This window comes from Streptomyces sp. NPDC048734, assembly GCF_043198675.1.
Taxonomy (GTDB): Bacteria; Actinomycetota; Actinomycetes; order Streptomycetales; family Streptomycetaceae; genus Streptomyces.
Map to the genome: position 1 here is coordinate 1 of NZ_JBICUZ010000024.1, position 23,925 is coordinate 23,925.

The 23,925-nt window shown below is 73.2% G+C and carries 19 protein-coding genes; 15 read left to right on the forward strand and 4 right to left on the reverse strand.

The genetic code is table 11. The features are described 5' to 3' along the window. The first annotated feature begins 205 nt into the window (after nucleotides 1-205). Nucleotides 206-949: a hypothetical protein gene (locus tag ACGFQC_RS34320; protein WP_363092772.1), complete on the forward strand. Its 744-nt coding sequence runs from the start codon at nucleotides 206-208 to the stop codon at nucleotides 947-949. Nucleotides 950-1,018: 69 nt separating this feature from the next. Here the strand turns inward: ACGFQC_RS34320 and ACGFQC_RS34325 are convergent, their stop codons facing one another. Next, nucleotides 1,019-2,302: a DUF1015 domain-containing protein gene (locus ACGFQC_RS34325; protein ID WP_363092768.1), complete on the reverse strand. Its 1,284-nt coding sequence runs from the start codon at nucleotides 2,300-2,302 to the stop codon at nucleotides 1,019-1,021. A 71-nt stretch (nucleotides 2,303-2,373) separates the two neighbouring features. On the opposite strand from ACGFQC_RS34325, the gene ACGFQC_RS34330 reads away from it, so the two are divergent. The 4 genes from ACGFQC_RS34330 (at nucleotide 2,374) to ACGFQC_RS34345 (ending at nucleotide 6,580) form a co-directional block, all read left to right on the forward strand. Then, complete coding sequence (locus ACGFQC_RS34330; protein WP_363092767.1) at nucleotides 2,374-3,402, forward strand: HAD hydrolase-like protein; 1,029 nt, start codon at nucleotides 2,374-2,376, stop codon at nucleotides 3,400-3,402. A 123-nt stretch (nucleotides 3,403-3,525) separates the two neighbouring features. Further along, nucleotides 3,526-4,569: an iron ABC transporter permease gene (locus ACGFQC_RS34335; RefSeq protein ID WP_363092766.1), complete on the forward strand. Its 1,044-nt coding sequence runs from the start codon at nucleotides 3,526-3,528 to the stop codon at nucleotides 4,567-4,569. Nucleotides 4,570-4,694: 125 nt separating this feature from the next. Continuing rightward, nucleotides 4,695-5,714 (forward strand): iron chelate uptake ABC transporter family permease subunit, encoded by a 1,020-nt coding sequence (locus ACGFQC_RS34340; RefSeq protein WP_363092771.1) that lies wholly within the window; start codon nucleotides 4,695-4,697, stop codon nucleotides 5,712-5,714. After that, nucleotides 5,711-6,580 (forward strand): ABC transporter ATP-binding protein, encoded by an 870-nt coding sequence (locus ACGFQC_RS34345; protein WP_363092765.1) that lies wholly within the window; start codon nucleotides 5,711-5,713, stop codon nucleotides 6,578-6,580. Before ACGFQC_RS34340 ends, ACGFQC_RS34345 begins: the two co-directional genes overlap by 4 nt. 22 nt (nucleotides 6,581-6,602) lie before the next feature. On the opposite strand, the gene ACGFQC_RS34350 is transcribed toward ACGFQC_RS34345, so the two are convergent. Beyond that, complete coding sequence (locus ACGFQC_RS34350; protein ID WP_363092764.1) at nucleotides 6,603-6,950, reverse strand: SCP2 sterol-binding domain-containing protein; 348 nt, start codon at nucleotides 6,948-6,950, stop codon at nucleotides 6,603-6,605. A 42-nt stretch (nucleotides 6,951-6,992) separates the two neighbouring features. Between ACGFQC_RS34350 and ACGFQC_RS34355 the strand changes: the two genes are divergently transcribed. The 6 genes from ACGFQC_RS34355 to ACGFQC_RS34380 all read left to right on the forward strand — a co-directional run bounded on the left by ACGFQC_RS34355 (nucleotide 6,993) and on the right by ACGFQC_RS34380 (nucleotide 13,493). Further along, nucleotides 6,993-7,292 (forward strand): hypothetical protein, encoded by a 300-nt coding sequence (locus ACGFQC_RS34355; protein WP_363092763.1) that lies wholly within the window; start codon nucleotides 6,993-6,995, stop codon nucleotides 7,290-7,292. 54 nt (nucleotides 7,293-7,346) lie between these two features. After that, a complete protein-coding gene (locus ACGFQC_RS34360; RefSeq protein WP_363092762.1) occupies nucleotides 7,347-8,162 on the forward strand; it encodes a TlyA family RNA methyltransferase in 816 nt (271 codons plus the stop codon). Further along, nucleotides 8,159-9,064 (forward strand): NAD kinase, encoded by a 906-nt coding sequence (locus tag ACGFQC_RS34365; RefSeq protein ID WP_363092761.1) that lies wholly within the window; start codon nucleotides 8,159-8,161, stop codon nucleotides 9,062-9,064. Before ACGFQC_RS34360 ends, ACGFQC_RS34365 begins: the two co-directional genes overlap by 4 nt. A gap of 208 nt (nucleotides 9,065-9,272) precedes the next feature. Continuing rightward, the gene (recN, locus tag ACGFQC_RS34370; protein WP_363092760.1) at nucleotides 9,273-11,015 is read left to right on the forward strand and encodes a DNA repair protein RecN; all 1,743 of its coding nucleotides are present in this window, start codon (nucleotides 9,273-9,275) and stop codon (nucleotides 11,013-11,015) included. A gap of 84 nt (nucleotides 11,016-11,099) precedes the next feature. After that, complete coding sequence (locus tag ACGFQC_RS34375) at nucleotides 11,100-11,912, forward strand: hypothetical protein (RefSeq protein ID WP_363092759.1); 813 nt, start codon at nucleotides 11,100-11,102, stop codon at nucleotides 11,910-11,912. A gap of 459 nt (nucleotides 11,913-12,371) precedes the next feature. Further along, nucleotides 12,372-13,493: a glycosyltransferase family 4 protein gene (locus ACGFQC_RS34380; RefSeq protein WP_363092758.1), complete on the forward strand. Its 1,122-nt coding sequence runs from the start codon at nucleotides 12,372-12,374 to the stop codon at nucleotides 13,491-13,493. 66 nt (nucleotides 13,494-13,559) lie between these two features. Here the strand turns inward: ACGFQC_RS34380 and ACGFQC_RS34385 are convergent, their stop codons facing one another. Both ACGFQC_RS34385 and ACGFQC_RS34390 read right to left on the reverse strand, forming a co-directional pair. Beyond that, on the reverse strand, nucleotides 13,560-15,197 hold the full coding sequence (locus ACGFQC_RS34385) for a PucR family transcriptional regulator ligand-binding domain-containing protein (RefSeq protein ID WP_363092757.1): 1,638 nt from the start codon (nucleotides 15,195-15,197) through the stop codon (nucleotides 13,560-13,562). 86 nt (nucleotides 15,198-15,283) lie between these two features. Next, complete coding sequence (locus ACGFQC_RS34390) at nucleotides 15,284-17,086, reverse strand: glycoside hydrolase family 15 protein (protein WP_363092770.1); 1,803 nt, start codon at nucleotides 17,084-17,086, stop codon at nucleotides 15,284-15,286. Nucleotides 17,087-17,618: 532 nt separating this feature from the next. Between ACGFQC_RS34390 and ACGFQC_RS34395 the strand changes: the two genes are divergently transcribed. From ACGFQC_RS34395 to ald, 4 genes are all read left to right on the forward strand, one after another. Next, nucleotides 17,619-19,286: a CTP synthase gene (locus ACGFQC_RS34395; protein ID WP_363092756.1), complete on the forward strand. Its 1,668-nt coding sequence runs from the start codon at nucleotides 17,619-17,621 to the stop codon at nucleotides 19,284-19,286. A 134-nt stretch (nucleotides 19,287-19,420) separates the two neighbouring features. Next, the gene (locus ACGFQC_RS34400) at nucleotides 19,421-20,047 is read left to right on the forward strand and encodes an NUDIX hydrolase (RefSeq protein ID WP_363092755.1); all 627 of its coding nucleotides are present in this window, start codon (nucleotides 19,421-19,423) and stop codon (nucleotides 20,045-20,047) included. A 174-nt stretch (nucleotides 20,048-20,221) separates the two neighbouring features. Next, the gene (locus ACGFQC_RS34405) at nucleotides 20,222-22,279 is read left to right on the forward strand and encodes a tetratricopeptide repeat protein (protein WP_363092754.1); all 2,058 of its coding nucleotides are present in this window, start codon (nucleotides 20,222-20,224) and stop codon (nucleotides 22,277-22,279) included. 144 nt (nucleotides 22,280-22,423) lie between these two features. After that, entirely contained in the window at nucleotides 22,424-23,539 is a 1,116-nt protein-coding gene (ald, locus tag ACGFQC_RS34410; protein WP_363092769.1) for an alanine dehydrogenase, read from the forward strand. Nucleotides 23,540-23,925: the final 386 nt, after the last annotated feature.

Here is a 23,925-nt window from a genome sequence, read left to right on the forward strand (position 1 = left end):
ACGCGGTGGTGACCGTGGCGGGTTCCGCGGCCGTGACGACCGCGGCGACCGTGGCGGACGGCCCGGTGGCTTCCAGGGCCGTGACGACCGCGGTGGTCGGCCCGGTGGCTTCCGGGGGCGTGACGACCGCGGCGGACGTGACGACCGACGTGGTGGCGGCCGGTTCCGTGATGACCGGGACCGGGACCGGGAGCCGATCAAGCGGCTGCCGATCCCCGAGGACGTCACCGGCGAGGAGATCGACAAGGACGTACGGCAGGAGCTGCAGAGCCTGCCCAAGGGGCTCGCCGAGGACGTCGCCAAGAACCTGGTGATGGTCGCGCGGCTCATCGACGAGGAGCCCGAGCGTGCCTACGGGTACGCGAAGGTGGCGCTGCGGCTGGCGTCGCGCGTCGCCGCCGTGCGGGAGGCGGCCGGATTCGCGGCGTACGCCACCCAGAAGTACAGCGAGGCGCTGGCCGAGTTCCGTGCCGCCCGGCGGATGACCGGGACCGTGGAACTGTGGCCCGTCATGGCCGACTGCGAGCGAGGGCTCGGGCGGCCGGAGAAGGCGCTGGAGATGGCCGGCGCGCCCGAGGTGCACAAGCTCGACAAGGCCGGACAGGTGGAGATGCGGCTCGTCGCGGCCGGTGCCCGGCGTGACATGGACCAGCTGGACGCGGCCATCGTGACGCTCCAGAGCCCCGAGCTGGCCTCGAACTCCGTGCAGCCGTGGACCGCGCGGCTGCGGTACGCGTACGCCGACGCGCTGCTCGCCGCCGGCCGCCGGAGCGAGGCGCGCGAGTGGTTCGCGAAGGCCGTCGAGGCCGACCGGGACAGCAGCACCGACGCCTCGGACCGGCTGGCCGAGCTGGACGGTGTGGAGTTCGTCGACGCGCTGGACGAGGACGAGGACGTCGTCGCCGAGGACGAGCGACCGGTCGAGGACAAGGCCGACGACCAGGACTGACGTGGGTGCGTGAAAGGGGCTCGGCTCCGGTGTCATACCGGAGCCGAGCCCCTTTCCTCGTTCTCCCGGTCAGAGGTCCAGTGCGCGCAGGACCAGACCCGAGGCCGGTTTCGGGCCGAACGACGTCGACTTGCGGGGCATCATGACGCCCTGCCGGGCGAGGTCGCGGACGACCTCCTCGCGGACCGGGTGCAGCAGCACGGCCGTACCGGCGTCGCGTTCCGCCTTCTCGACCGTCGCGGCGGTGTCGTGGATGTAGGCGATGCGGGCGGGGTCGTCCTCGGGGACGTGCCACACGTGGTCGAGGAGTGTGGCGTGCAGGACCGTCGCGTCGAGGGTGCGCCAGGCCCGAGGGCGGTCGGCGGGAACCGTGCGGGCGAGGAGGGCCGGGTCCGGGCGGTCCAGGAGGTGGAAGGCGCCGTCGCCGGCCAGCAGGAAGGCGTTGCCCCCTGCGGTCGCGTCCGCGAGGGCGCCGAGGGCCCGGGGCAGGGGCACCTCCAGCCGCCGTACGCGGAACAGCCCCTCCACCGCGGCCAGGGCCTCGGCGACCGGCAGGCCGTGCAGGAGACGGTGGATGGCGCGGACGCGCAGGGGATAGCGGGCCGTGTCCACGAGGAGGACCAGGCCGTCGTCCCAGGGGCCGGGGGAGGCGTGCTCCGCGCGTAGACGCAGGTACGTCGCCCAGCGGTGGTGGCCGTCGGCGATCAGGGCCTGGTGGTGGGCGAGGCCGGCCTGGACGCGGGCCACCTCGGCGGGGTCGGTGATCGACCACAGGCGGTGGCTGAAGCCGTCCTCCGTGGTCGTCGACAGGAGCGGAGGCCGCTCCGCGGTCCGCTCGACGGCCTCCGTCGCCGTGCCGTCGCCGCGGTACGTCAGGAGCAGCGGTTCGAGGTTGGCCCGGGTGGCGCGCATCAGGGCCGCGCGGTCGGCGACGACGTGCGGCATCACGTCCTCGTGGGGGAGGACGACGCCGGCCGATGGCTCGGAGACCCGCAGGGTGCCGATGAGGCCGCGCTGGAGCATGCCGTCGGCGTGCCGCTGCTCGTAGACGTACAGGGCGGGTACGGCGTCGGCCGTCAGGACGCCTTCGGCGAGCCAGCGGCGCAGGGTGTCCGCGGCCTGCTCGTTGCGGGCGCCGACGGTGGTGGCCTGAGGGAGGATCAGGCGGACGATGTTGTGCGGGTCCGCGTCCTGGAGGTGGTGCAGGCCGTCGGGGCGGACCACGACGTCGTACGGCGGGGAGGTGACGGCGGCGAGACTGCCGACCCGGTCGGGGTCGTAGCGCAGGCCTCGGAACGGGGTGAGTTCCAGGCCTCGGGGCGCCGTCGCTTCCGAGTGACCTGCTGAGTTCATCCCGGCATCGTACGTGTGCCGGTGGCATGCGGGATGATCGGGGAAAGCGATCGAACGAGGAGCGATGCGGAATGAGCCGGAGCGTCAGGACGAGGCCCGAGGCCAGTGGGCAGGCCCTGAGCGAGGCGTACGACACGGCGCTGCTCGACCTGGACGGGGTGGTGTACGCGGGCGGGAACGCGATCGTGCACGCCGCCGAGTCGCTGGCCACCGCGCGCGGTGGCGGGATGCGGCTGGCGTACGTCACCAACAACGCGCTGCGCACGCCCGGCGCCGTGGCGGACCACCTCACCGAGCTGGGCATACCCACCGGAGCGGACGACGTCATCACCTCGGCGCAGGCGGTCGCCCGGCTGATCGCCGAACAGGTGCCGGCGGGGGCGCGGGTCCTGGTGATCGGCGGGGAGGGCCTGCGGGTCGCGCTGCGCGAGCGCGGGCTCGAACCCGTCGAGTCGGCGGAGGACGACCCGGCGGCAGTGGTGCAGGGGTTCGGCGGGCCCGACCTGCCGTGGGGGCGGTTCGCCGAGGCGTCGTACGCCGTCGCACGCGGCGTGCCGTGGTTCGCGTCCAACACCGACCTGACGATTCCGAGCGGGCGGGGCATCGCGCCGGGCAACGGCGCGGCGGTGGAGGTCGTGCGGATCGCGACCGGGGCCGAGCCGCAGGTCGCGGGCAAGCCGTTGCCCCCCATGCACCGCGAGACGATCCTGCGGACCGGCGCCGAGCGGCCGCTGGTGGTCGGGGACCGGCTGGACACCGACATCGAGGGCGCGTTCAACGGCGAGGTCGACTCGTTGCTCGTGCTGACCGGGGTGACCGACGGCGCGCAGCTCCTCGCGGCGCCGCCGCGGCACCGGCCGACGTACGTGGACGCCGATCTGCGCGGCCTGCTGACCGGGCAGCCGGAGGTCGCCGAGGAGGGGAGCGGTTTCCGGTGCGGGGGATGGACCGCGTCGGCCGGGGCGGAGAAGCTCGAACTCGACGGTGAGGGCGCCGCCCTGGACGGGCTGCGGGCGCTGTGCGCGGCGGCCTGGACCGCGGCGGGCGACGGCTCGTGCGGGCTGGACGGGGGGAAGGCGCTCGCCCGGCTGGGGCTGTGAGCCCGGCGGCGTGCCCGCCGCGGTGACCCGTACGACGGGGCGGACCGGTCGTGGCCATGGCCTTCGGGCGGTGGCCGTGGCCGACCAACGAAGAGAAATGGCAGGGTAGGCTAACCTAACTGCGTGTTGGTCGACAGTGTTCCCGAACAGCGCGCGGAGAGCGCCCCCGCGCCCCCAACCCGCCGGGCCCTACGGCCCCTTGGGCTGCTCGTGTCCGTCGCCGTCCTGCTGCTGGTGGCGGTGGCGAGCATCGCCATCGGCGCCAAGGAGCTGTCCCTCGAACAGGTCTGGCACGGCCTGTTCCAGGACACGGGGACGTACGGCGACATCGTCGTGGGGGAGCGGGTGTCGCGGACCGTGCTCGGACTGCTGGTCGGCGCCGCGCTGGGACTGTCCGGGACGGTGCTCCAGGCCCTGACCCGCAACCCGCTGGCCGACCCCGGACTGCTCGGCATCAACGCGGGCGCCTCGGCCGCGGTGGTCACCGCCATCACCTTCCTCGGTGTGACCAGCGTCAGCGGCTACGTGTGGTTCGCCTTCCTGGGCGCGGCCGCCGTCGGTGCGCTGGTCTGGTTCCTGGGCGGCAGCCGGGGGGCCACGCCCGTGCGGCTCGCGCTCGCCGGGACCGCGCTCAGTGCCGCGCTCTTCGGGTACGTCCAGGCCGTGATGATCATGGACAAGGCGGCGCTCGCCCGGATGCGCTTCTGGACGGTCGGCTCGCTGACCTCGGCGACGAACGACACGATCTGGCGGGTGCTGCCCTTCCTGGCGGCCGGCACACTCCTCGCGTTCGCGCTCGCCCGGCCACTGAACGCCATGGCCATGGGCGACGACACCGCCAAGGCCCTCGGCGCCCACCTCAACCGCACCCGGGCGCTGTCCATGCTCGCCGCCACCGTGCTGTGCGGGGCCGCGACCGCCGCCTGCGGGCCGATCGTGTTCATCGGACTGATGGTCCCGCACGTGGTGCGCTCCTTCACCGGGCCCGACCTGCGCTGGATCATGCCGTACGCGGCGGTCCTGTCGCCCGTGCTGCTGCTGGGCTCCGACGTGATCGGCCGGGTCGTCGCCCGCCCTTCGGAGGTCCAGGTGGGCATCATCACCGCGCTCATCGGCGGCCCGGTCTTCATCCATCTCGTACGACGGCGGAGGACGGCCCAGCTGTGAAGACCGCACCCCAGTCCGAGCCGGAGCGGACCACGCAAGCCACGAAGGTGACGGAGGCCACGAAGGTTGCGGAGGCCACGGAGGCCACCGGTGCCGGACGTCGCAATGGCGGCACCGTCCGGGCCCTGCGCACACCCGGCGGGCTGTCCGTCCGGGTGCACCCGCGCGCCCTGATCGTCGTGCTCGCACTGGCCCTGGCCGCCTTCGCCGCGAGCGTGGTGCTCATCGGCACCGGCGACTTCCCCATCTCCACCGGTGACGTGCTGAAGACGCTCGCCGGCAACGGCACCGAGGGCCAGGAGTTCATCGTCAACGAACTGCGGCTGCCGCGGGTCCTCGTGGGGCTGCTGGTCGGCGCCGCGCTGGGGCTGGGCGGCGCCGTGTTCCAGGCCGTCTCCCGCAACCCGCTGGGCAGTCCGGACGTCCTCGGGCTCGGGCAGGGGGCGACGGCCGGCGCGCTCGTGGTGATCGTGCTGATGTCCGGCTCCGCCACCCAGGTCGCCCTCGGCGCCCTCGTCGGCGGGCTGGTCACGGGTGCCGCCATCTACCTGCTCGCCTGGAAGCAGGGCGTGCACGGCTACCGGCTGGTCCTCGTCGGCATCGGTGTGTCGGCGATCGCGACCGCGGTCAACGGCTACCTGATCACCAAGGCCGACCTCGTCGACGCGGCCCGCGCGGTCGTGTGGATGACCGGATCGCTCGACGGCCGGGACTGGAAGCAGGTCTGGCCGCTGCTCGTGCTGTGCTGCGTGCTCGTCCCGCTCGTCCTCGCCAACGCGCGCGGGCTGCGCATGATGGAGATGGGCGACGACGTCTCCCACGCCCTCGGAGTGCGCGTGGAGCGGGTGCGGCTGCTGCTCATGGTGTGCGCCGTCCTCCTCACCGCCTCCGCCACCGCCGCCGCGGGACCCGTGGCCTTCGTGGCGCTCACCGCGCCACAGCTCGCCCGGCGCCTGACCCGCTCACCCGGACCGAACCTGGTGCCCGCCCTGTTCATGGGCGCCGCCCTCCTGGTCACCGCCGACTGGGCCGCGCAGCGGCTGTTCGGTGACGGACAGCTGCCCGTGGGCGTGGTCACCGGCGTGCTCGGCGGCGTCTACCTGCTGTGGTTGCTGGTCACCGAGCGCCGGGCGGGCCGGATATGAGCAGCGCCACCACCCGTGCCGGCCGCGGGCCGAACAACCGAAGGAGCACCGTGAACCGCCTGTCCGCCGAGAACGTCACCCTCGCCTACGACCAGCGGGTCATCGCCGAGCAGCTGTCGGTGGAGATCCCCGACCACTCGTTCACCGTGATCGTGGGCCCCAACGCCTGCGGCAAGTCGACGCTCCTGCGCGCGCTGTCGCGGATGCTCAGGCCGAGCGAGGGCCGGGTGCTCCTCGACGGGCAGGTCATCCAGTCGATGCCCGCCAAGAAGGTCGCCAGGACGCTCGGACTGCTGCCGCAGTCCTCGATCGCGCCCGACGGGATCACGGTCGCCGACCTGGTGGGCCGCGGCCGCTATCCGCACCAGGGCATCCTGCGCCAGTGGTCGGCCGAGGACGAGCGGGTCGTCCAGGAGTCCATGGCACGGACCGGGGTCGCCGAACTCGCCGAGCGCTACGTCGACGAGCTGTCCGGCGGTCAGCGCCAGCGGGTGTGGATCGCGATGGCCCTCGCCCAGCAGACCCCGCTGCTGCTCCTCGACGAGCCGACCACCTACCTGGACATCCAGCACCAGATCGACGTCCTCGACCTGTGCGCCGAACTCCACGAGGAGCAGGGCCGCACCCTGGTCGCCGTCCTGCACGACCTCAACCACGCCGCCCGCTACGCCACCCACCTCATCGCGCTGAAGGGCGGCACGGTGATCGCGCAGGGCGCACCCGGCGACGTCGTCACGGCGCCTCTGGTCGAGGAGGTCTTCGGGCTGCGCTGCCAGGTCATCGACGACCCGGAGACGGGGACGCCGCTGGTGGTGCCGGCCGCCCGCAAGGCACGTGCACGCGTGCCGGTGACGGAGGCCTCCTGACGGTCACGGGGGCTGCCCCAGGTCACAGCAGCTTTCTGAGCACGAGCAGATCCCTGAGGCTCGCCTCCAGCCGCACCCGGCCCGAACCCCAGGCCTTCGCGAAGTTCAGCTCTCCGTCGACCAGCGCGACCAGGTCGTCGCCGGCCATCCGCAGCCTGATCCCGGCCCTCTCCGCAGGCGGGCCCTGCACGGTGTCCCGCACGACGATCCGGCCGTCCGTCATCCGGCCGACGAACGTCACGTCCAGGTCGGTGATCCAGCAGCTCACCGACCGGTCGAGGGCGGCGGCCGCGCGGGCGTTCCCCTCGGCGCGGCCCATGCTCTGCGAGAACTTCTCGAGTGCGGCGCGGCACTCCTCGATCGTGGCCATCGCGCTCGACGGTACCCCAGCGGTTCGCGGTAGCGTCGGGGCATGAGCGACACAGTTCCGGAGCCGGCGGCCACGCCTCGGGAGCAGGGACAGGGACAGGAGCCGGAGCCCGAGCACGACCCCTCGGCTCCCGCCCCGCTCCAGGTGCCCCGCACCCCCACCGGCGACGCCGGGGTGGACGCCCACCTGGACCGGCTGGCCGACGCCGACCACCTCGCCACGGCCGGACACCTCGAGGTGTACGAGGATGTACACCGGGGGCTGCGCGACGCGCTCACCGCGCTCGACGCCCGCCCGGGACCTCCGGTTCCCACCCGTCACCCGACCACCACCCCCGAATGAGACCCTGTGGGTCCCCCTTTGATCCAACGCACGGCAGTAGGAGCTGAACCGAACGTGGCAGGAGTCGCACGTCGTCGTCTGGACGCGGAGCTGGTGCGCCGCAAGCTCGCCCGCTCGCGTGAGCACGCCGGCCAGCTGATCGCCGCGGGGCGGGTCTCGGTCGGGAAGACCGTCGCCACCAAACCCGCCACACAGGTGGAGACGGCGGCGGCGATCGTCGTCTCCGTCGACGACAGCGACCCCGACTACGTGTCGCGGGGCGGGCACAAACTCGCCGGTGCCCTGGAGGTGTTCGTGCCGCAGGGCCTCCTGGTCGAGGGGCGGCGGGCACTGGACGCCGGCGCGTCCACCGGCGGCTTCACCGATGTGCTGCTGCGGGCGGGGGCCGCCCACGTCGTCGCGGTCGACGTCGGCTACGGACAACTCGCCTGGTCTCTGCAGAGCGATGAACGCGTCACCGTCAAGGACCGTACGAACGTACGCGAGTTGACGCTCGAAGCGATCGATGGGGAGCCAGTGGATCTTGTCGTGGGGGACTTGTCCTTCATCCCGCTCGGGCTGGTGCTGCCGGCCCTGGCGCGGTGCGCCGCGCCGGACGCGGACCTGGTGATGATGGTCAAGCCACAGTTCGAGGTGGGTAAGGAACGGCTGGGCAGCGGGGGTGTCGTGCGCAGCCCCCAGCTGCGGGCCGAGGCGGTGCGGGGCGTGGCCCGCAAGGCGTGGGAGCTGGGACTCGGGGTGAAGGGGGTCACCGCCAGTCCGCTGCCCGGGCCCTCCGGCAACGTCGAGTACTTTCTGTGGCTCCGGGCCGGGGCGCCCGCTCTGGACCCGGCCGATGTCGAGCGTGCAGTTGCGGAGGGGCCGCGTTGACCCAGAACCGAGCTCGTACTGTTTTCCTGCTGGCCCACACCGGGCGGCCCGCCGCGATCCGCAGCGCGGAACTGGTGGTGAAGGGGCTGCTGCGCGAGGGCATCGGGGTGCGCGTCCTGGAGTACGAGGCCGCCGACCTGCCCCTGCCGGGCGAGGTGGAGCTGGTCTGCGAGGCCACCCCGCAGTGCCTGGAGGGCTGCGAGCTGCTCATCGTCCTCGGCGGTGACGGGACGCTGCTGCGCGGCGCGGAGTTCGCCCGGGCGTCCGGGGTGCCGATGCTCGGCGTGAACCTCGGCAGCGTCGGCTTCCTGGCGGAGGCCGAGCGGGACGACCTCGACAAGGTCGTCGACCGGGTGGTCACCAAGTCGTACGAGGTCGAGGAGCGGATGACCGTCGACGTCGTCGTGCACCGCAACGGGGACATCGTGCACACCGACTGGGCGCTGAACGAGGCGGCCGTGCAGAAGGCCGGCGCGGAGAAGCTGCTCGAGGTGGTGCTGGAGATCGACGGGCGGCCGGTCACCGGGTTCGGCTGCGACGGGATCGTGCTGTCGACGCCGACCGGCTCCACCGCCTACGCCTTCTCGGCCGGCGGGCCCGTGGTGTGGCCCGAGGTCGAGGCGTTGCTGATGGTGCCGATCAGCGCCCACGCCCTGTTCGCCAAGCCGCTGGTGACCTCACCGAACTCGGTGCTCGCGGTGGAGCTGCTGCCGCACATCCCGCCGGGCGTCCTGTGGTGCGACGGGCGGCGTACCTTCGAGCTGCCGCCGGGGGCCCGGGTCGAGGTACGGCGCGGAGCCGTGCCGGTGCGCCTGGCCCGCCTGCACCACGCGTCCTTCACCGACCGGCTGGTCGCCAAGTTCGCGCTGCCCGTCTCGGGGTGGCGCGGGGCGCGGCACTAGGAAATGCCCGGCGCCCCGGTACGGCCCGGGCGCCGGGCCGTACCCGCGGCGGCGGGGAGCACCGCATCCGCGACTCGTCCGGGACGGAGACGACCGGATCGTCCCCGCCACGGCGGGGACCTGTCAGGGCAACGACGATCGGCTGACAAGAGTAACGCCCGACCATCGTTACAGGGGGCGGCGTCGCACGCCGCCGGCAAAACCTCGTATGGTCGGGGACGTGTTGGAGGAGATGCGGATACGGTCGCTCGGAGTCATCGACGACGCTGTCGTCGAGCTGTCGCCGGGCTTCACGGCGGTCACGGGTGAGACGGGCGCGGGCAAGACCATGGTGGTCACCAGCCTCGGGCTGCTGCTGGGCGGGCGCGCCGACGCCGCGCTCGTGCGGCTCGGTGCCGACAAGGCGGTCGTGGAGGGGCGGATCACCGTGCCCGCGGGCGCTCCGGTGGCCGTACGGGCCGAGGAGGCCGGGGCCGAACTCGACGACGGGGCACTGCTGATCAGCCGTAGCGTGTCCGCCGAGGGGCGGTCGCGGGCGCACGTCGGCGGACGGAGTGTGCCCGTCGGGGTGCTCGCCGAACTCGCGGACGAGCTGGTGGCCGTGCACGGACAGACCGACCAGCAGGGGCTGCTGAAGCTGTCCCGGCAACGGCAGGCGCTCGACCGGTACGCCGGTGACGCCGTCGCCGTGCCGCTCGCCAAGTACACGGAGGCCTACCGGCGGCTGCGGGCCGTCTCCGGCCGGCTCGACGAGATCACCACGCGCGCGCGTGAACGGGCCCAGGAGGCCGACATGCTGCGCTACGGCCTCGACGAGATCGCCGGTGTCGAGCCGCGCGCGGGCGAGGACGCGGAACTGGCGGAGGAGGCGGAGCGGCTCGGCCACGCGGAGGCGCTGTCCTCGGCCGCCACGGCCGCCCACAGTGCCCTCGCGGGCAATCCCGAGGACCCCGAGGGCATCGACGCGGCCACGCTCGTCGCGGGCGCCCAGCGGGCCCTGGAGGCCGTACGGTCGCACGATCCGGCGCTGGCCGCGCTCGCCGACCGCATCGGGGAGATCGGGATCCTGCTGGGCGACGTGGCGGGGGAGCTGGCGGGCTACGCCGACGACCTCGACGCCGATCCGCTGCGGCTGGCGGCCGTGGAGGAGCGGCGCGCCGCGCTGACCGCGCTCACCCGGAAGTACGGCGAGGACGTCGACGCGGTCCTCGACTGGGCCGAGCGTGGTGCCGCCCGGCTCGGCGAACTGGACGGCGACGACGAGCGGATCGGCGAGCTGACCGCCGAGCGCGACGCGCTGCGGGCCGAACTGGGCGGTCTGGCACAGGCCCTGACCGACGCGCGGACGGAGACCGCCGAGCGGTTCGCCGCCGCCGTGACCGCCGAGCTGGCCTCGCTGGCGATGCCGCACGCGCGCGTGTCGTTCGACATCCGGCAGACCGAGGACCCCGAGGGCGTGGAGGTCGACGGCCGTCCCGTCGCCTACGGGCCGTCCGGCGCCGACGAGGTGGAGCTGCTGCTCGCCCCGCATCCGGGGGCGCCGCCGCGGCCCATCGCCAAGGGCGCGTCCGGCGGTGAGCTGTCCCGCGTGATGCTGGCCGTCGAGGTCGTGTTCGCGGGGACGGACCCCGTGCCGACGTACCTCTTCGACGAGGTCGACGCGGGCGTGGGCGGCAAGGCGGCGGTGGAGATCGGGCGGCGCCTGGCGCGGCTCGCGAAGACCGCGCAGGTCGTCGTCGTCACCCACCTGCCGCAGGTGGCGGCCTTCGCCGACCGGCAGCTGCTGGTCGAGAAGACCAACGACGGGTCCGTGACCCGTTCCGGAGTGAAGGTGCTGGAGGGCGAGGAGCGGATCCGGGAGCTGTCCCGGATGCTCGCAGGCCAGGAGGACTCGGAGACGGCGCGCGCGCACGCGGAGGAACTGCTGGAGACGGCCCGCGCGGACGCGTAGCGCCCCGGGCGGAGGGCGGGACGGCGACCCACGTGCCGGTCCCGCCCTTCGGCCTTCCCGGATCGGCTTCCCTAGGGTGGTCCGATGATCACACGGAGGAGCAGGAGGGCCGCGTTCGCGGTGGCGGCCGGTCTCACCCGCGCGGGAGCGGCCGCCCTGCGCGAGGCGGCGCCCGGTGGGCCGGCGCGCTGGCAGCGGACGAACTTCGCCGGACGGACCGTGGAGCTGTACGCCGGTCCGGCGGCCGTCCTCGCGGCGGCGCTCGGGGCGGCACGGGTGCGTCCGGCCGCGGCCGGGGCCGTGCTGGCCGCCGGGGTCTGCGGGGCGTACGACGATCTCGTGGGCGCCGGTGATCCGCGGCGCGGCTTCCGGGCGCACCTGGGGGCACTGCGGCGCGGGGAGGTCACCAGCGGGACCGTCAAGCTGGGCGGGATCGGTGCGGCGGGGCTGCTGGCCGGGGCCCTGCTGAAGGAACGGCTCGTGGACAGGGCGCTCGCGGGTGTCGTGATCGCCGGTGCGGCGCACTTCGTCAACCTCGTGGACGTACGGCCCGGGCGGGCCGCCGGTGCCGTGCTCGTGCTGGGCGTGCCGGGGCTGCTGCGGGCCGGTCCCGCCGGGGAACTGACCGCGGTGGCGACGGGGGTCGCGGCGGCCGTGCTCCCGGACGACCTGGGGGAGCGCGCGATGCTGGGTGACACCGGGGCGCACGCGCTGGGCGCGCTCCTGGGTGCGGCGGTCGTGGTGGGCAGCGGACGCCCGGGACTCGTGGCGCACGCGGCCGCGGTGGTGGGCGCCGCGGTGTACGGGGAGCGGGTCAGCGGGATGGCGCGGATCGGGGTGAGCGGGACGGCGCGGATCGGGCGGCGGACGGCAGTGCAGGGGCGCACGCCGGTGTGAGTGGGGGTGTGCACGGGTGTGGTCGGCCAGGTCCGCGCGGGACTCGGCGGGAGGCGCCGGCCGACACGTCTGCGCGAACGGGGCGGCCGGTTCTCCTGCCGACGCGCCGCCAGGGCCGGTCGGCGCCCGGAGGCCCGGCCGTACGCCGACCGGCCCCACGCGCGGGCCGCGCGGTGCGCACCGCGTCCTCCGGGGTCGCCACCGCTTCGTGACAGGACCTCACCAAGGCGCGGCGACCGGCTCGTCCGTCGAACGGAACTTCGCCTTCCTTCACTCGTGTGGGTGACGCGCGGGGGTGTGTTGCCGGGGCCGCGGGTGCTCGGCGGCACGGAACACCCGTGCGCCCTGGCATCCTTGGGCGGAGGACGTGGAGGAGTGCGACCGGTCCACCCCCGCGCCCGAGTCCCCTCTGTACGTTCCTTCGTGATCGACCGATGCCGAACCAGGAGCCCCGGCCACGTGAGCAGCCACTCACCGCACGGCCAGTCGCCGCTGCGCACCGTGCAGGTGCTGGGCGGGGGCAACGCCGGCAGCAGCGCCCATGTGCGCTCCCTGGCCGCGGGGCTCGTCGCGCGGGGCGTGCGGGTGACGGTGTGCGCCCCCGCCGAGTCCGATCACCTTCACGACTTCACGGGCGCCGGAGCCGACCACGTGCCCGTGCCCCGCAGCAGCGATCCCGCGTCCGTGGCGGCGCTGCGGGCGGCCTGCGCGGACGCCGACCTCGTCCACGCGCACGGACTGCACGCCTCCTTCCGGGCCGTGCTCGCGCTCAGCGGGCGGAGCACCCCGCTCGTGGTCACCTGGCACAACAGGGCCCACGCCGAGGGAGCCCGCGCCCATCTGGTGCGCCTGCTGGAGCGGCGGGTCGCCAGGACGGCCGCCGTGGTGCTCGGCACCACCTCCGAGCTCGTGGACCGGGCGCGCCGCACCGGCGCCCGGGACGCCCGGTTCACCGCGGTGGGACTTCCCGGACCCCGCGGGACCGAGGAGGACCCGGAGCGGCCGCGGGCCAAGGTGCGGGCCGAACTCGGCGCGACCGGACGCCCGTTGCTGATGGCCGCCGGCTCCCTCGACCGGTTCCGCGGTCACGACGTCCTGCTCGACGCCGCACGCGTGTGGGGCCGGCTGGACCCCGTGCCGCTGGTCGTGGTCGCGGGGGAGGGGCCGCTGCGGGCGGAACTCCAGCACCGCATCGAGGACGAGGAACTGCCCGTCCGGCTCCTCGGGCGCCGGGACGACGTGGGCGAACTGCTGGCCGCCGCCGACCTCGCCCTGCTGCCCGCCGCAGGGGAGTCGCGTTCGGTCCTGGCGCAGGAGGCCCTCCACGCGCGCGTGCCGCTCGTCGCGGCGCTGACCGGCGGAGTGCGCGAACTCGTCGGCGACGCCGCCGAACTCGTCCCGCCCGGCGACGCGGAGGCCTTCGCCGACGCCGTCGTACGCCTGCTCGCCGCACCCGAACGCCGCGAGCGGCTCCGGGAGTCGGGCACCCGGCAGGCGGCCACCTGGCCGAGCGAGGACGACACCGTCGCCCAGATCCTCAGCGTCTACGACGAGTTGACGCAGCCGCTGCCGATGATCTGACGCGCATCCGCGATCCCGCTCCGTGTCACCCGCCCGGCCCGGCACAGGGCACCAGCCGGCGGCGGCTCAGGGCACCAGCCGCCGGGCCCGCAGCGCCAGGCTCAACGCCAGTACCGTCTGCGGGTCGTCGAGGTCGGTGCCCAGCAACTCGCCGATGCGCGCGAGCCGGTTGTACAGCGTCTGCCGGTTGAGGTGCAGCTCGCGGGCCGTCTCCGCCTTGCGGCCCGCGTGCGCCAGATAGGTCTCCAGGGTGGGCAGCAGGGGCGGCCTGGAGCGTTGGTCGTGGTCACGGACCGGGCCGATCGCGCGGTCGACGAAGGCCGCCAGGTCGGGGTGATCGCGCAGCCGCCACAGGAGCAGGTCGATGTCCAGGCGGCGGGCGTCGTACCAGGGCCGGTCCGGCAGGCCCTGCGCCGCCGTCGCCGTCTCCGCCGCGTGCCCGAGGCCCGCCGAGGCCGCCGCCCAGCCGCCCGCGACACCGACCACCACGACCGGAGGCTGAGCGCCCGGCCGCTGGATCCCGGCCCGCTCCACCCCGGCGCGCAGCGCCGCCGCGACCCGCTCCGCGACCGCCGGCCGTTCCGACTCCGAGCGAAGGCCCAGCAGCAGCGGCACACGACCCTCCACCGGCCGCACGCCCAGCAGGACCGGCACCCCCACCGACGCCAGCTCCTCCGCCACCGCCCGCGCCAGCACCGCCCAGCCGCCGCCCGGGGACAGCGTGTCCCCCAGGCGCATCACGACCGGCAGCAGCGGACCGTCGCCGGGCTTGAAGCCGAGGACACGCGCCTGCGCCGGAGCGTCCTCCGCCGCGATACGCCCCTCGGCGAGGTCGGTCAGGAAGTCGCCCCGGCCGCGCGCCGCCAGCTCCTCCTCCTGCCGCGCCTGCATCAGCACCACGGCCAGGATCCCGGCGGCCCGCTCGGCGGCGATCCGGTGCACCGGAGCGAGTGGGGCGCGTACCGGCAGCAGCACCAGCCGGGCCCGCACCGCACCCGCCCCCGGCCCGCCGCCGGGGACGTCCACCAGCACCGAACCGGCGGGGGCGTCCTTGTGCGGGCCGCGCAGTCCCTCCCACACCTGGAGCGGATCCGCCCCCTCCGGGCCGGCCCCGGCGGCGTAGAGCAGCTGTCCGTCGGTGGTCTCCAGGAACACCGGGTTGCCGCCGAAGTCGGCGAGAATGCCGAGCACCTGGGGGATCCCCCCGCCGCCCAGCAGTGCCCGGGTGCAGCGGCGGTGCACCTCCTCGGCCTGCTGGAGCAGCGCGTAGTGGCCGTTGACGATCTCGGTGTGGATCTCCTCGGTGACCGCGACGAACGGCACCTCGCGGTGCAGCTGCACCAGCGGCAGGCCGGTCGTGCGGGCCGTCTCCACCAGCGCCGCGGGCAGCCGGGCGAACCGGGGGCCCAGCTCGACCACCAGGGCCGCGATGCCCCGCTCGGCCAGGGTGCGCACGAACGCCCGCTGCTCGGCCGGGCGGGTGCCGAGGCCGTAACCGGTGGTGAGCAGCAGCTCGCCGCCCTTGAGCAGGGAGGCGATGTTCGGGACCTCCCCGGCGTGCACCCAGCGCACCGTGCGGCCCAGCCGCTCCGCGCCCGCCAGGATCTCGGGCAGCCCGCTGCGCAGACCGGGCAGCTCCAGCGCCCGCTGCACGGTGATGCCGGCGCCCCGGCTGTCGAATCGGTGGTCCGCGCGGCTGTCCATGGAGCGGACGCTACCCGCGGACCCCGGCCGGCCACATCTCCCGCCCGGTCACGGGAACGCTCCGCGGCCGGGCGGGACACGAGGGCTCAGCCGCCGTACGCCCCCGAGGCCGTCAGGCGCAGGGCGGTGTCGATCAGGGGGACGTGGCTGAAGGCCTGGGGGAAGTTGCCCACCTGGCGCTGCAGGCGCGGGTCCCACTCCTCGGCGAGCAGCCCCAGGTCGTTGCGCAGGGACAGGAGCTTCTCGAACAGCTTGCGGGCCTCGTCCACGCGGCCGATCATCGCCAGGTCGTCCGCCATCCAGAACGAGCAGGCCAGGAAGGCGCCCTCGTCGCCGGGGAGGCCGTCGACGCCCTCGCTCTCGCCCTCGGTCGGGTAGCGCAGGATGAAGCCGTCCTCCGTGGACAGCTCGCGCTGGATCGCCTCGATGGTGCCGATCACGCGCTTGTCGTCCGGGGGCAGGAAGCCCATCTGCGGGATCAGCAGCAGCGACGCGTCCAGCTCCTTCGAGCCGTAGGACTGCGTGAAGGTGTTGCGCTCCTTGTCGTAACCCTTCTCGCACACGTCCCGGTGGATGTCGTCGCGCAGCTCGCGCCAGCGCTCCAGCGGGCCGTCCGCGTCACCGGACTCGATCAGCTTGATCGTGCGGTCCACGGCCACCCAGGCCATCACCTTGGAGTGCACGAAGTGGCGGCGCGGGCCGCGCACCTCCCAGATGCCCTCGTCCGGCTCGTCCCAGTGCCGCTCCAGGTAGCGGATCAGCTTCAGCTGGAGCAGCGAGGCGTAGTCGTTGCGGGCCAGCCCCGTCATGTGGCCGAGATGCAGTGCCTCGGTGACCTCTCCGTACACGTCCAGCTGGAGCTGGTGCGCCGCGCCGTTGCCGACCCGGACCGGGGCGGAGCCCTCGTAGCCTGGCAGCCAGTCCAGCTCCGCCTCGCCCAGCTCGCGCTCGCCGGCGATGCCGTACATGATCTGGAGGTTCTCCGGGTCGCCCGCGACCGCGCGCAGCAGCCATTCGCGCCAGGCGCGGGCCTCCTCGCGGTAGCCGGTGCGCAGCAGCGAGGACAGGGTGATGGCCGCGTCACGCAGCCAGGTGTAGCGGTAGTCCCAGTTGCGGACTCCGCCGATGTCCTCGGGCAGGGAGGTGGTGGGGGCCGCCACGATGCCGCCGGTGGGGGCGTACGTCAGCGCCTTCAGCGTGATCAGTGAACGGATCACCGCCTCGCGGTAGGGCCCGTGGTACGTACAGTGCTCGACCCACTCGCGCCAGAAGTCCTCCGTGGCCTGGAGCGACTGCTCGGGCTCCGGCAGCGCGGGCGGCTCCTTGTGCGAGGGCTCCCACGAGATGGTGAACGCGATCCGGTCACCGGGGGCGACCGTGAAGTCGGAGTACGTCGTCAACGACTTGCCGTAGGTCTCGGCCTCCGTGTCGAACCACACCGAGTCGGGACCGGCGACGGCGACCGTGCGGCCCTCGTGCTTGTGCACCCACGGCACGACGCGGCCGTAGGAGAAGCGCATCCGCAGGGTCGAGCGCATGGGGACGCGGCCCGAGACGCCCTCGACGATCCGGATGAGCTGCGGGGCGCCGTCGCGCGGGGGCATGAAATCGGTCACCCGGACCGTGCCGCGCGGGGTGTCCCACTCGGACTCCAGGATCAGCGAGTCGCCCCGGTAGCCGCGCCGGGCCGCTCGCGGCGGTTCGGCGTCGGAGGCGTGCGCCGGGCCGAGCCGCCAGAAGCCGTGCTCCTCGGTGCCCAGCAGCCCGGCGAAGATCGCGTGGGAGTCGAAGCGGGGCAGGCAGAGCCAGTCCACCGTCCCGTCGCGGCAGACCAGTGCGGCGGTCTGCATGTCTCCGATGAGTGCGTAGTCTTCGATGCGCCCGGCCACGTGCAACTCCAGTCGAACGGCCACGTAGCCCCCATCAGGCGGGGGCAGTCGCTTGGTGCGGTCAAGGGGAAATGTGTCATGCGTCGTTGAGCGGTGAAGCAAAGCAGTCGCTCAGTCGTATTGGCAAAAGGCCAATTCTTGCTCAACGAACTGCCGAGCTCTCATTGTTCCGGTGGATACGGGCTGGGGTGTGCCGTCTTGCCGGCCGGGCTCGGCAGCGAGTGTCCGAGCAGGATACGACGCACGTAGATGATCTGTGTGCCGCTCCGGGCAACGCGGGTGGGCCGAACGGGTGAGCAGGGGGTGAGGCCCCGGCGTGCCGGTGCCCCGGGGTGCCGGACCGTGCGCGGAGCGTGGCCGGAAGCCATCCCCCCGAGGCGCTGATACCCTGGTAGCCCGTGGACCGGTGGGCACGAAACCCCCGAACCGCAGCGACGGCACCCCCGGAGATCTCCGGCACGAACCGCCGGCGAAAGCCTCCGGGAGCCGCACCGCACCCCCAGATCGCGACCACGGGAGCCCCCTCTTGGCCATGCCGCCCGCTGCTTTCCGAAACAGCACCGCCACGACGACCAAGCACATCTTCGTCACCGGGGGTGTCGCCTCCTCCCTCGGCAAGGGGCTGACCGCCTCCAGCCTCGGCATGCTGCTCAAGGCGCGGGGCCTGCGCGTCGTGATGCAGAAGCTCGACCCCTATCTCAACGTCGACCCCGGCACGATGAACCCCTTCCAGCACGGTGAGGTGTTCGTCACCAACGACGGCGCCGAGACCGATCTGGACATCGGCCACTACGAGCGCTTCCTCGACCGCGACCTCGACGGCTCCGCCAACGTCACCACCGGCCAGGTCTACTCCACCGTGATCGCCAAGGAGCGCCGCGGCGAGTACCTGGGCGACACCGTGCAGGTCATCCCGCACATCACCAACGAGATCAAGCACCGCATCCGCCGGATGGCGACGGACGAGGTGGACGTGGTGATCACGGAGGTCGGCGGCACGGTGGGCGACATCGAGTCGCTGCCGTTCCTGGAGACCGTCCGCCAGGTCCGCCACGAGGTCGGCCGGGACAACGTCTTCGTCGTCCACATCTCGCTCCTGCCCTACATCGGTCCCTCGGGCGAGCTGAAGACCAAGCCCACCCAGCACTCCGTGGCAGCCCTGCGCAACATCGGCATCCAGCCGGACGCGATCGTGCTGCGCTGCGACCGCGAGGTCCCGACCGCGATCAAGCGGAAGATCTCGCTGATGTGCGACGTCGACGAGGCCGCCGTGGTCGCCTGCCCCGACGCCAAGTCGATCTACGACATCCCCAAGACCGTGCACGGCGAGGGCCTGGACGCCTACGTAGTCCGCAAGCTGGACCTGCCCTTCCGGGACGTGGACTGGACGACCTGGGACGACCTGCTCGACCGCGTCCACCACCCCGACCACGAGATCACCCTCGCCCTGGTCGGCAAGTACATCGACCTGCCCGACGCCTACCTCTCGGTCACCGAGGCGCTGCGCGCCGGCGGCTTCGCCAACAAGGCCCGCGTGAAGATCAAGTGGGTCACCTCGGACGACTGCAAGACCCCGGCGGGCGCCGAGGCGCAGCTCGCCGACGTGGACGGCGTCTGCATCCCCGGCGGCTTCGGCGACCGCGGCGTGCTCGGCAAGGTCGGCGCGATCCGCTACGCCCGTGAGAACAGGATCCCGCTGCTCGGCCTGTGCCTGGGCCTGCAGTGCATCGTGATCGAGGCGGCGCGCAACCTGCTCGACATCTCCGACGCCAACTCCACCGAGTTCGACCCGGCCACCGCCCACCCGGTCATCTCCACGATGGCCGAGCAGCTCGACATCGTCGCCGGTGAGGGCGACATGGGCGGCACCATGCGACTGGGCATGTACCCGGCGAAGCTGGCCGAGGGCTCGATCGTGCGCGAGGTCTACGACGGCAAGGAGTACGTCGAGGAGCGGCACCGGCACCGCTACGAGGTCAACAACGCCTACCGCGCGGAGCTGGAGAAGAAGGCGGGCATCCTGTTCTCCGGCACCTCGCCGGACGGCAAGCTCGTCGAGTACGTGGAGTACCCGCGCGACGTCCACCCCTACCTGGTCGCCACGCAGGCCCACCCGGAGCTGCGGTCGCGGCCGACCCGTCCGCACCCGCTGTTCGCCGGGCTGGTGAAGGCCGCGGTCGAGCGGAAGACCTCGAAGTAGCAGACCAGTTGTACGGTGGCCGGGGTGCATCCCTTCAAAGGTGAGCACCCCGGCCTCTTTTTTCTGGTTTCCCGGTTCGGAACGGCCTGCTCCCCTCCGGCCGGATTCCTTTTGTACGTGTGGAAGGACAGGGCATGACGATCAAGGACACCGCGCAGGCGTGGGAGATCCGCGCGACGGAGACCCCCTTCGTGGGCAAGAAGACCTCCGTCCGCACGGACGAGGTGGTCATGCCCGACGGCTCCGTCGTGCACCGTGACTACCAGGTCCACCCCGGCTCCGTGGCCGTCCTCGCCCTCGACGACGAGGACCGCGTCCTGCTGATCAAGCAGTACCGCCACCCCGTGCGGCAGAAGCTGTGGGAGATCCCGGCCGGCCTGCTCGACGTGCCCGGCGAGAACCCGCTGCACGCCGCCCAGCGGGAGCTGTACGAGGAGGCCCACGTCAAGGCCGAGGACTGGCGGGTGCTGACCGACGTCTACACCACTCCCGGCGGCTGCGACGAGGCGGTGCGCGTCTTCCTGGCCCGCGGCCTGTCCGAGGCCGACGGGGAGCGCTTCGCGGTCGAGGACGAGGAGGCCGACATGGAGCACGCGCGGGTGCCGGTCGACGAACTCGTGCGAGGGGTGCTCGCCGGCGAACTGCACAACAACTGCCTCGTCGTGGGCGTCCTGTCGCTGGCCGCCGCGCGCGGCGGCGAGGGGCTCGACGTGCTGCGCCCGGCTCAGGCGCCGTGGCCGGCCCGCCCCTTCGAGGCGTGACCCCGTCCCGCGTCCTCCCGTCGACCTCTGCGGTGTGACGATCTGCTGATCCGATCGGGGGACGTCACCGCCGCGCTCCTCACGGAACGTCGCAGAGCGTGAACTAGGCTCGGGAATCGCCCGATCCGGAGTTCCCGGCGGGCTCGCGCGTGCGGTGGGACGGGAGTGTGGCCCGTGACGGATCAGGCAGTGGACACAGACGGCGTGCAGCTGTCCGGACACGCTGCGACGGAGGGCCATTTCCTGGGCCGTACCCGGGAATTGAAGGAACTGTGCGCCGACATCGAACGCGCGGGGCTGGACACCCTCTCCGGAAAGAAGGCCCCCCGCGCGCGTGTGCTCCTCATCGCCGGACGGCCCGGCTCCGGCCGTACCGCGCTGGCCGAGGAGTTCGTCCGGCAGGTCGCCGGGCGCTACCGGGACGGCGTGCTGCGCGTCCGGCTCGGCGAGCCCGACGGCACACCCGTGCCCGTCGAGCGGGCCGCCCGCGACCTGCTCACCGCGCTCGGCCGACCGGTTCCGCCGGGCGCCGGCGAGGACGACCTCTCGGCCCGCCTGCGCGAGGCCCTCGCCGAGCGGCGCGCGCTCCTCCTGCTCGACGACGCGGCCGGCGCCGACCAGGTCGACGCGCTCCTTCCGGACACCCCCGAGTGCCTGGTCGTGGCCGTCTCGGCGGGCCCGCTCACCGGGATCTCCGACGTGCGGCCCTGCACCCTGGGCGGCCTCGACACCAAGTCCGCCCTCGAACTGCTCACCCGCCGCACCGGCTCGGTCCGCGTCACCGTCGACCCGCGCGCCGCCGAGGGCCTCGTCGAGGCCTGCCAGGGGCACCCCGCCGCGCTGATGCTGGCGGGCGGCTGGCTCGCCGCGCGCCCCAAGTCGGCGATCGCCGACCTCGCCAAGCAACTGCACGCCGCGGGCGACGACGGGACCCCCCTCAGCCGGATCTTCCGGCTCGTGCACGCCACCCTGCCCCCGGCCGCCGCCCGGATACTGCGGCTGCTCTGCCTCGCCCCGGCCGGCCTGGCCGACCCGCACACCGCCTCCGCGCTCGCCGGCTGCTCGATCGGCGCCGCGCGCACCACCCTGGACGACTTCGCCGCCCTGGGCCTGCTGCGGGCCCTGCCGTCGCCGGTGCCCCAGTACGAGGTTCCCGGCTGCCTCCAGCCCCTGCTGCGGGCGGCCGCCGAGACCCACGAGCGTCCGGCCGAACTCCAGCTGGCCCGCGCCCGCATGCTGGAGCGGACGGTACGGCTGCTCCAGTCCTGCCGGGCGATCACCGAGACGGACAACCCGCAGGCCCGGGAGAAGCTCCAGGGGATGCCCCGCGCCCTGCGGTTCGCCACCCCACGCGCGGCCGCCGACTGGCTGCGCGCCCGCCGGCCCGCACTGCTCGCCTCCGCGCGGCTCGCGGTCGCCGACGGCGAGCTGGACACCCTGGCCAGACGGCTGATGGCCCAGCTGGTCAGGGCGATGGTCGCGCACCTCGGCACCCAGGGGGCCGCCCCCGACCTGTACGGCGTCCACCAGCTCGTCCTGGACGTGGCCGAGCGCCGCGACCTGCCCCGCGAGAAGGCCGCCGCCCTGCTGAACCTGGGCGACGTGGACGCCCACACCGGGCGCACGGCAAAGGCCCTGGTGCGCTACCGGGCCGCGCTGGACGCCGGGCGGGAGGCGAACGACCCGTACGCGACCGGCCGCGCGATGGAATCCGTGGGCGGCGCGCACCTGGAGCTGGGGGACTACGACCGGGCCGCCGACTGGTTCGGCCGGGCCCTCGCCCAGCGGCTGGCCCGCGACGAGCGCGCGGACGCCGCCCGGCTGTACGGCCGTATCGCCACCGCCCACACCTACGCCGGACGGTACGGCGAGGCGCAGCGGGGCTGGCGGGCGGCGGCCGCCGGGCACCGCAAGGCCGGTGATGTGGCCGCGTCCGCACGGGCGTTGAGCGAGCTGGCCCGGGTCCAGGAGTACGCGGGCCGGCCGGAGGAGTCGCTGCGCACCTGCCAGGAGGCGGCCCAGTGGGCCCGGCGCGCCGACGACACCCGGCTGCAGGCAGCCCTCCAGCTCCGGCTGGCCGACACCCTGGAGCACCTCGGCGACCCCGCGGCCGCCCGCCTGCACCGCGGCGCGGCCGAGCGCATCCTGGGAGATGAGCCCGGAGACCGTGATCCGGAGCCGGAACACGGCGATAACGCCTGCGAAATCCGCAGTACACCCGCTGAAGATTGATGCAATGAAAGGCTAGACAGCGGGAACACCTTCATTAAAATGGCTCTGCCGCACGTTCTCCTGCGGTGCATCCCGGTGCGTCCGCTACCTCCGGGTATGTGTTGCTGTTTCCCCACACCCTCTGAGCCAAGGACCGTGATCGACGTGAAGGTCGGCATCCCCCGCGAGGTCAAGAACAACGAGTTCCGGGTGGCCATCACCCCCGCCGGCGTGCACGAGCTGGTGCGCAACGGCCACCAGGTCGTCATCGAGCGCAACGCCGGTGTCGGATCGTCGATCACGGACGACGAGTACGTCGCCGCCGGCGCGCGGATCCTGGACACCGCCGACGAGGTGTGGGCCGCGGCCGACCTGCTGCTGAAGGTCAAGGAGCCCGTCGCCGAGGAGTACCACCGCCTCCGCAAGGACCAGACCCTCTTCACCTACCTGCACCTGGCCGCCTCCAAGGAGTGCACCGACGCCCTCGTCGCGTCCGGCACCACCGCGATCGCCTACGAGACCGTCGAGCTGCCGAACCGCGCGCTGCCGCTGCTCGCCCCGATGTCCGAGGTCGCGGGCCGGCTGGCCCCGCAGGTCGGCGCCTACCACCTGATGAGGGCCAACGGCGGCCGCGGCGTGCTGCCCGGTGGCGTCCCCGGCGTCACCCCGGCCAAGGCCGTCGTCATCGGCGGCGGGGTGTCGGGCTGGAACGCCACCCAGATCGCCGTCGGCATGGGCTTCGACGTGACCCTGCTGGACCGCGACATCAACAAGCTGCGCGAGGCCGACAAGATCTTCGGCACCAGGGTCAAGGCCGTCATGTCCAACTCCTTCGAGCTGGAGAAGGCCGTCCTCGACGCCGACCTCGTCATCGGTGCCGTGCTGATCCCGGGCGCCAAGGCCCCGAAGCTGGTCACCAACGAGCTGGTGTCCCGGATGAAGCCCGGCAGTGTTCTTGTCGACATCGCGATCGACCAGGGCGGCTGCTTCGAGGACTCCCGTCCCACCACCCACGCCGAGCCGACCTTCCCGGTGCACAACTCGGTCTTCTACTGCGTCGCGAACATGCCGGGCGCGGTGCCCAACACCTCCACCAACGCCCTCACCAACGCCACGCTGCCGTACATCGTCTCGCTCGCCAACAACGGCTGGGCCGAGGCGCTGCGCCGCGACGCCGCGCTGGCCAGGGGTCTCAACACCCACGACGGCCAGGTCGTCTACCGCGAGGTCGCCGAGGCGCACGGCCTGGCGCACGTGGAGCTCGACACGCTCCTCGGCTGACACGCCCGGGCAAGTCACCTTTCCGTAAAGGCGATACGTCAACAGGACGAGTCAATCGCGCACATCCGGCCGGACCTTGCCCGACAAGGTCCGGCCGGATGTGTGTATGGTCACTTTGCGGCTCTCGGTCAACTCGCCTCGAACGTGACCCTTCGACCGATTCGCACACCGGTGGAACCTGCTGTGCGACGGCCGTACGCCCTTGACAGCGGGATGTTTCATTGTCGACACATCGAGTCGGGTCCGGCGGATTGTGTTGCTGCGAACACCCGACACGCCATAGAGTCGCCAACCGTCGGCATGGTGCCACGCTGACCTTGTCTAGAAGTTTCCTGGTCACCAAGGAGGTAAGACGACTTGTGAATGAGTCGACATTTTCTCCCGGG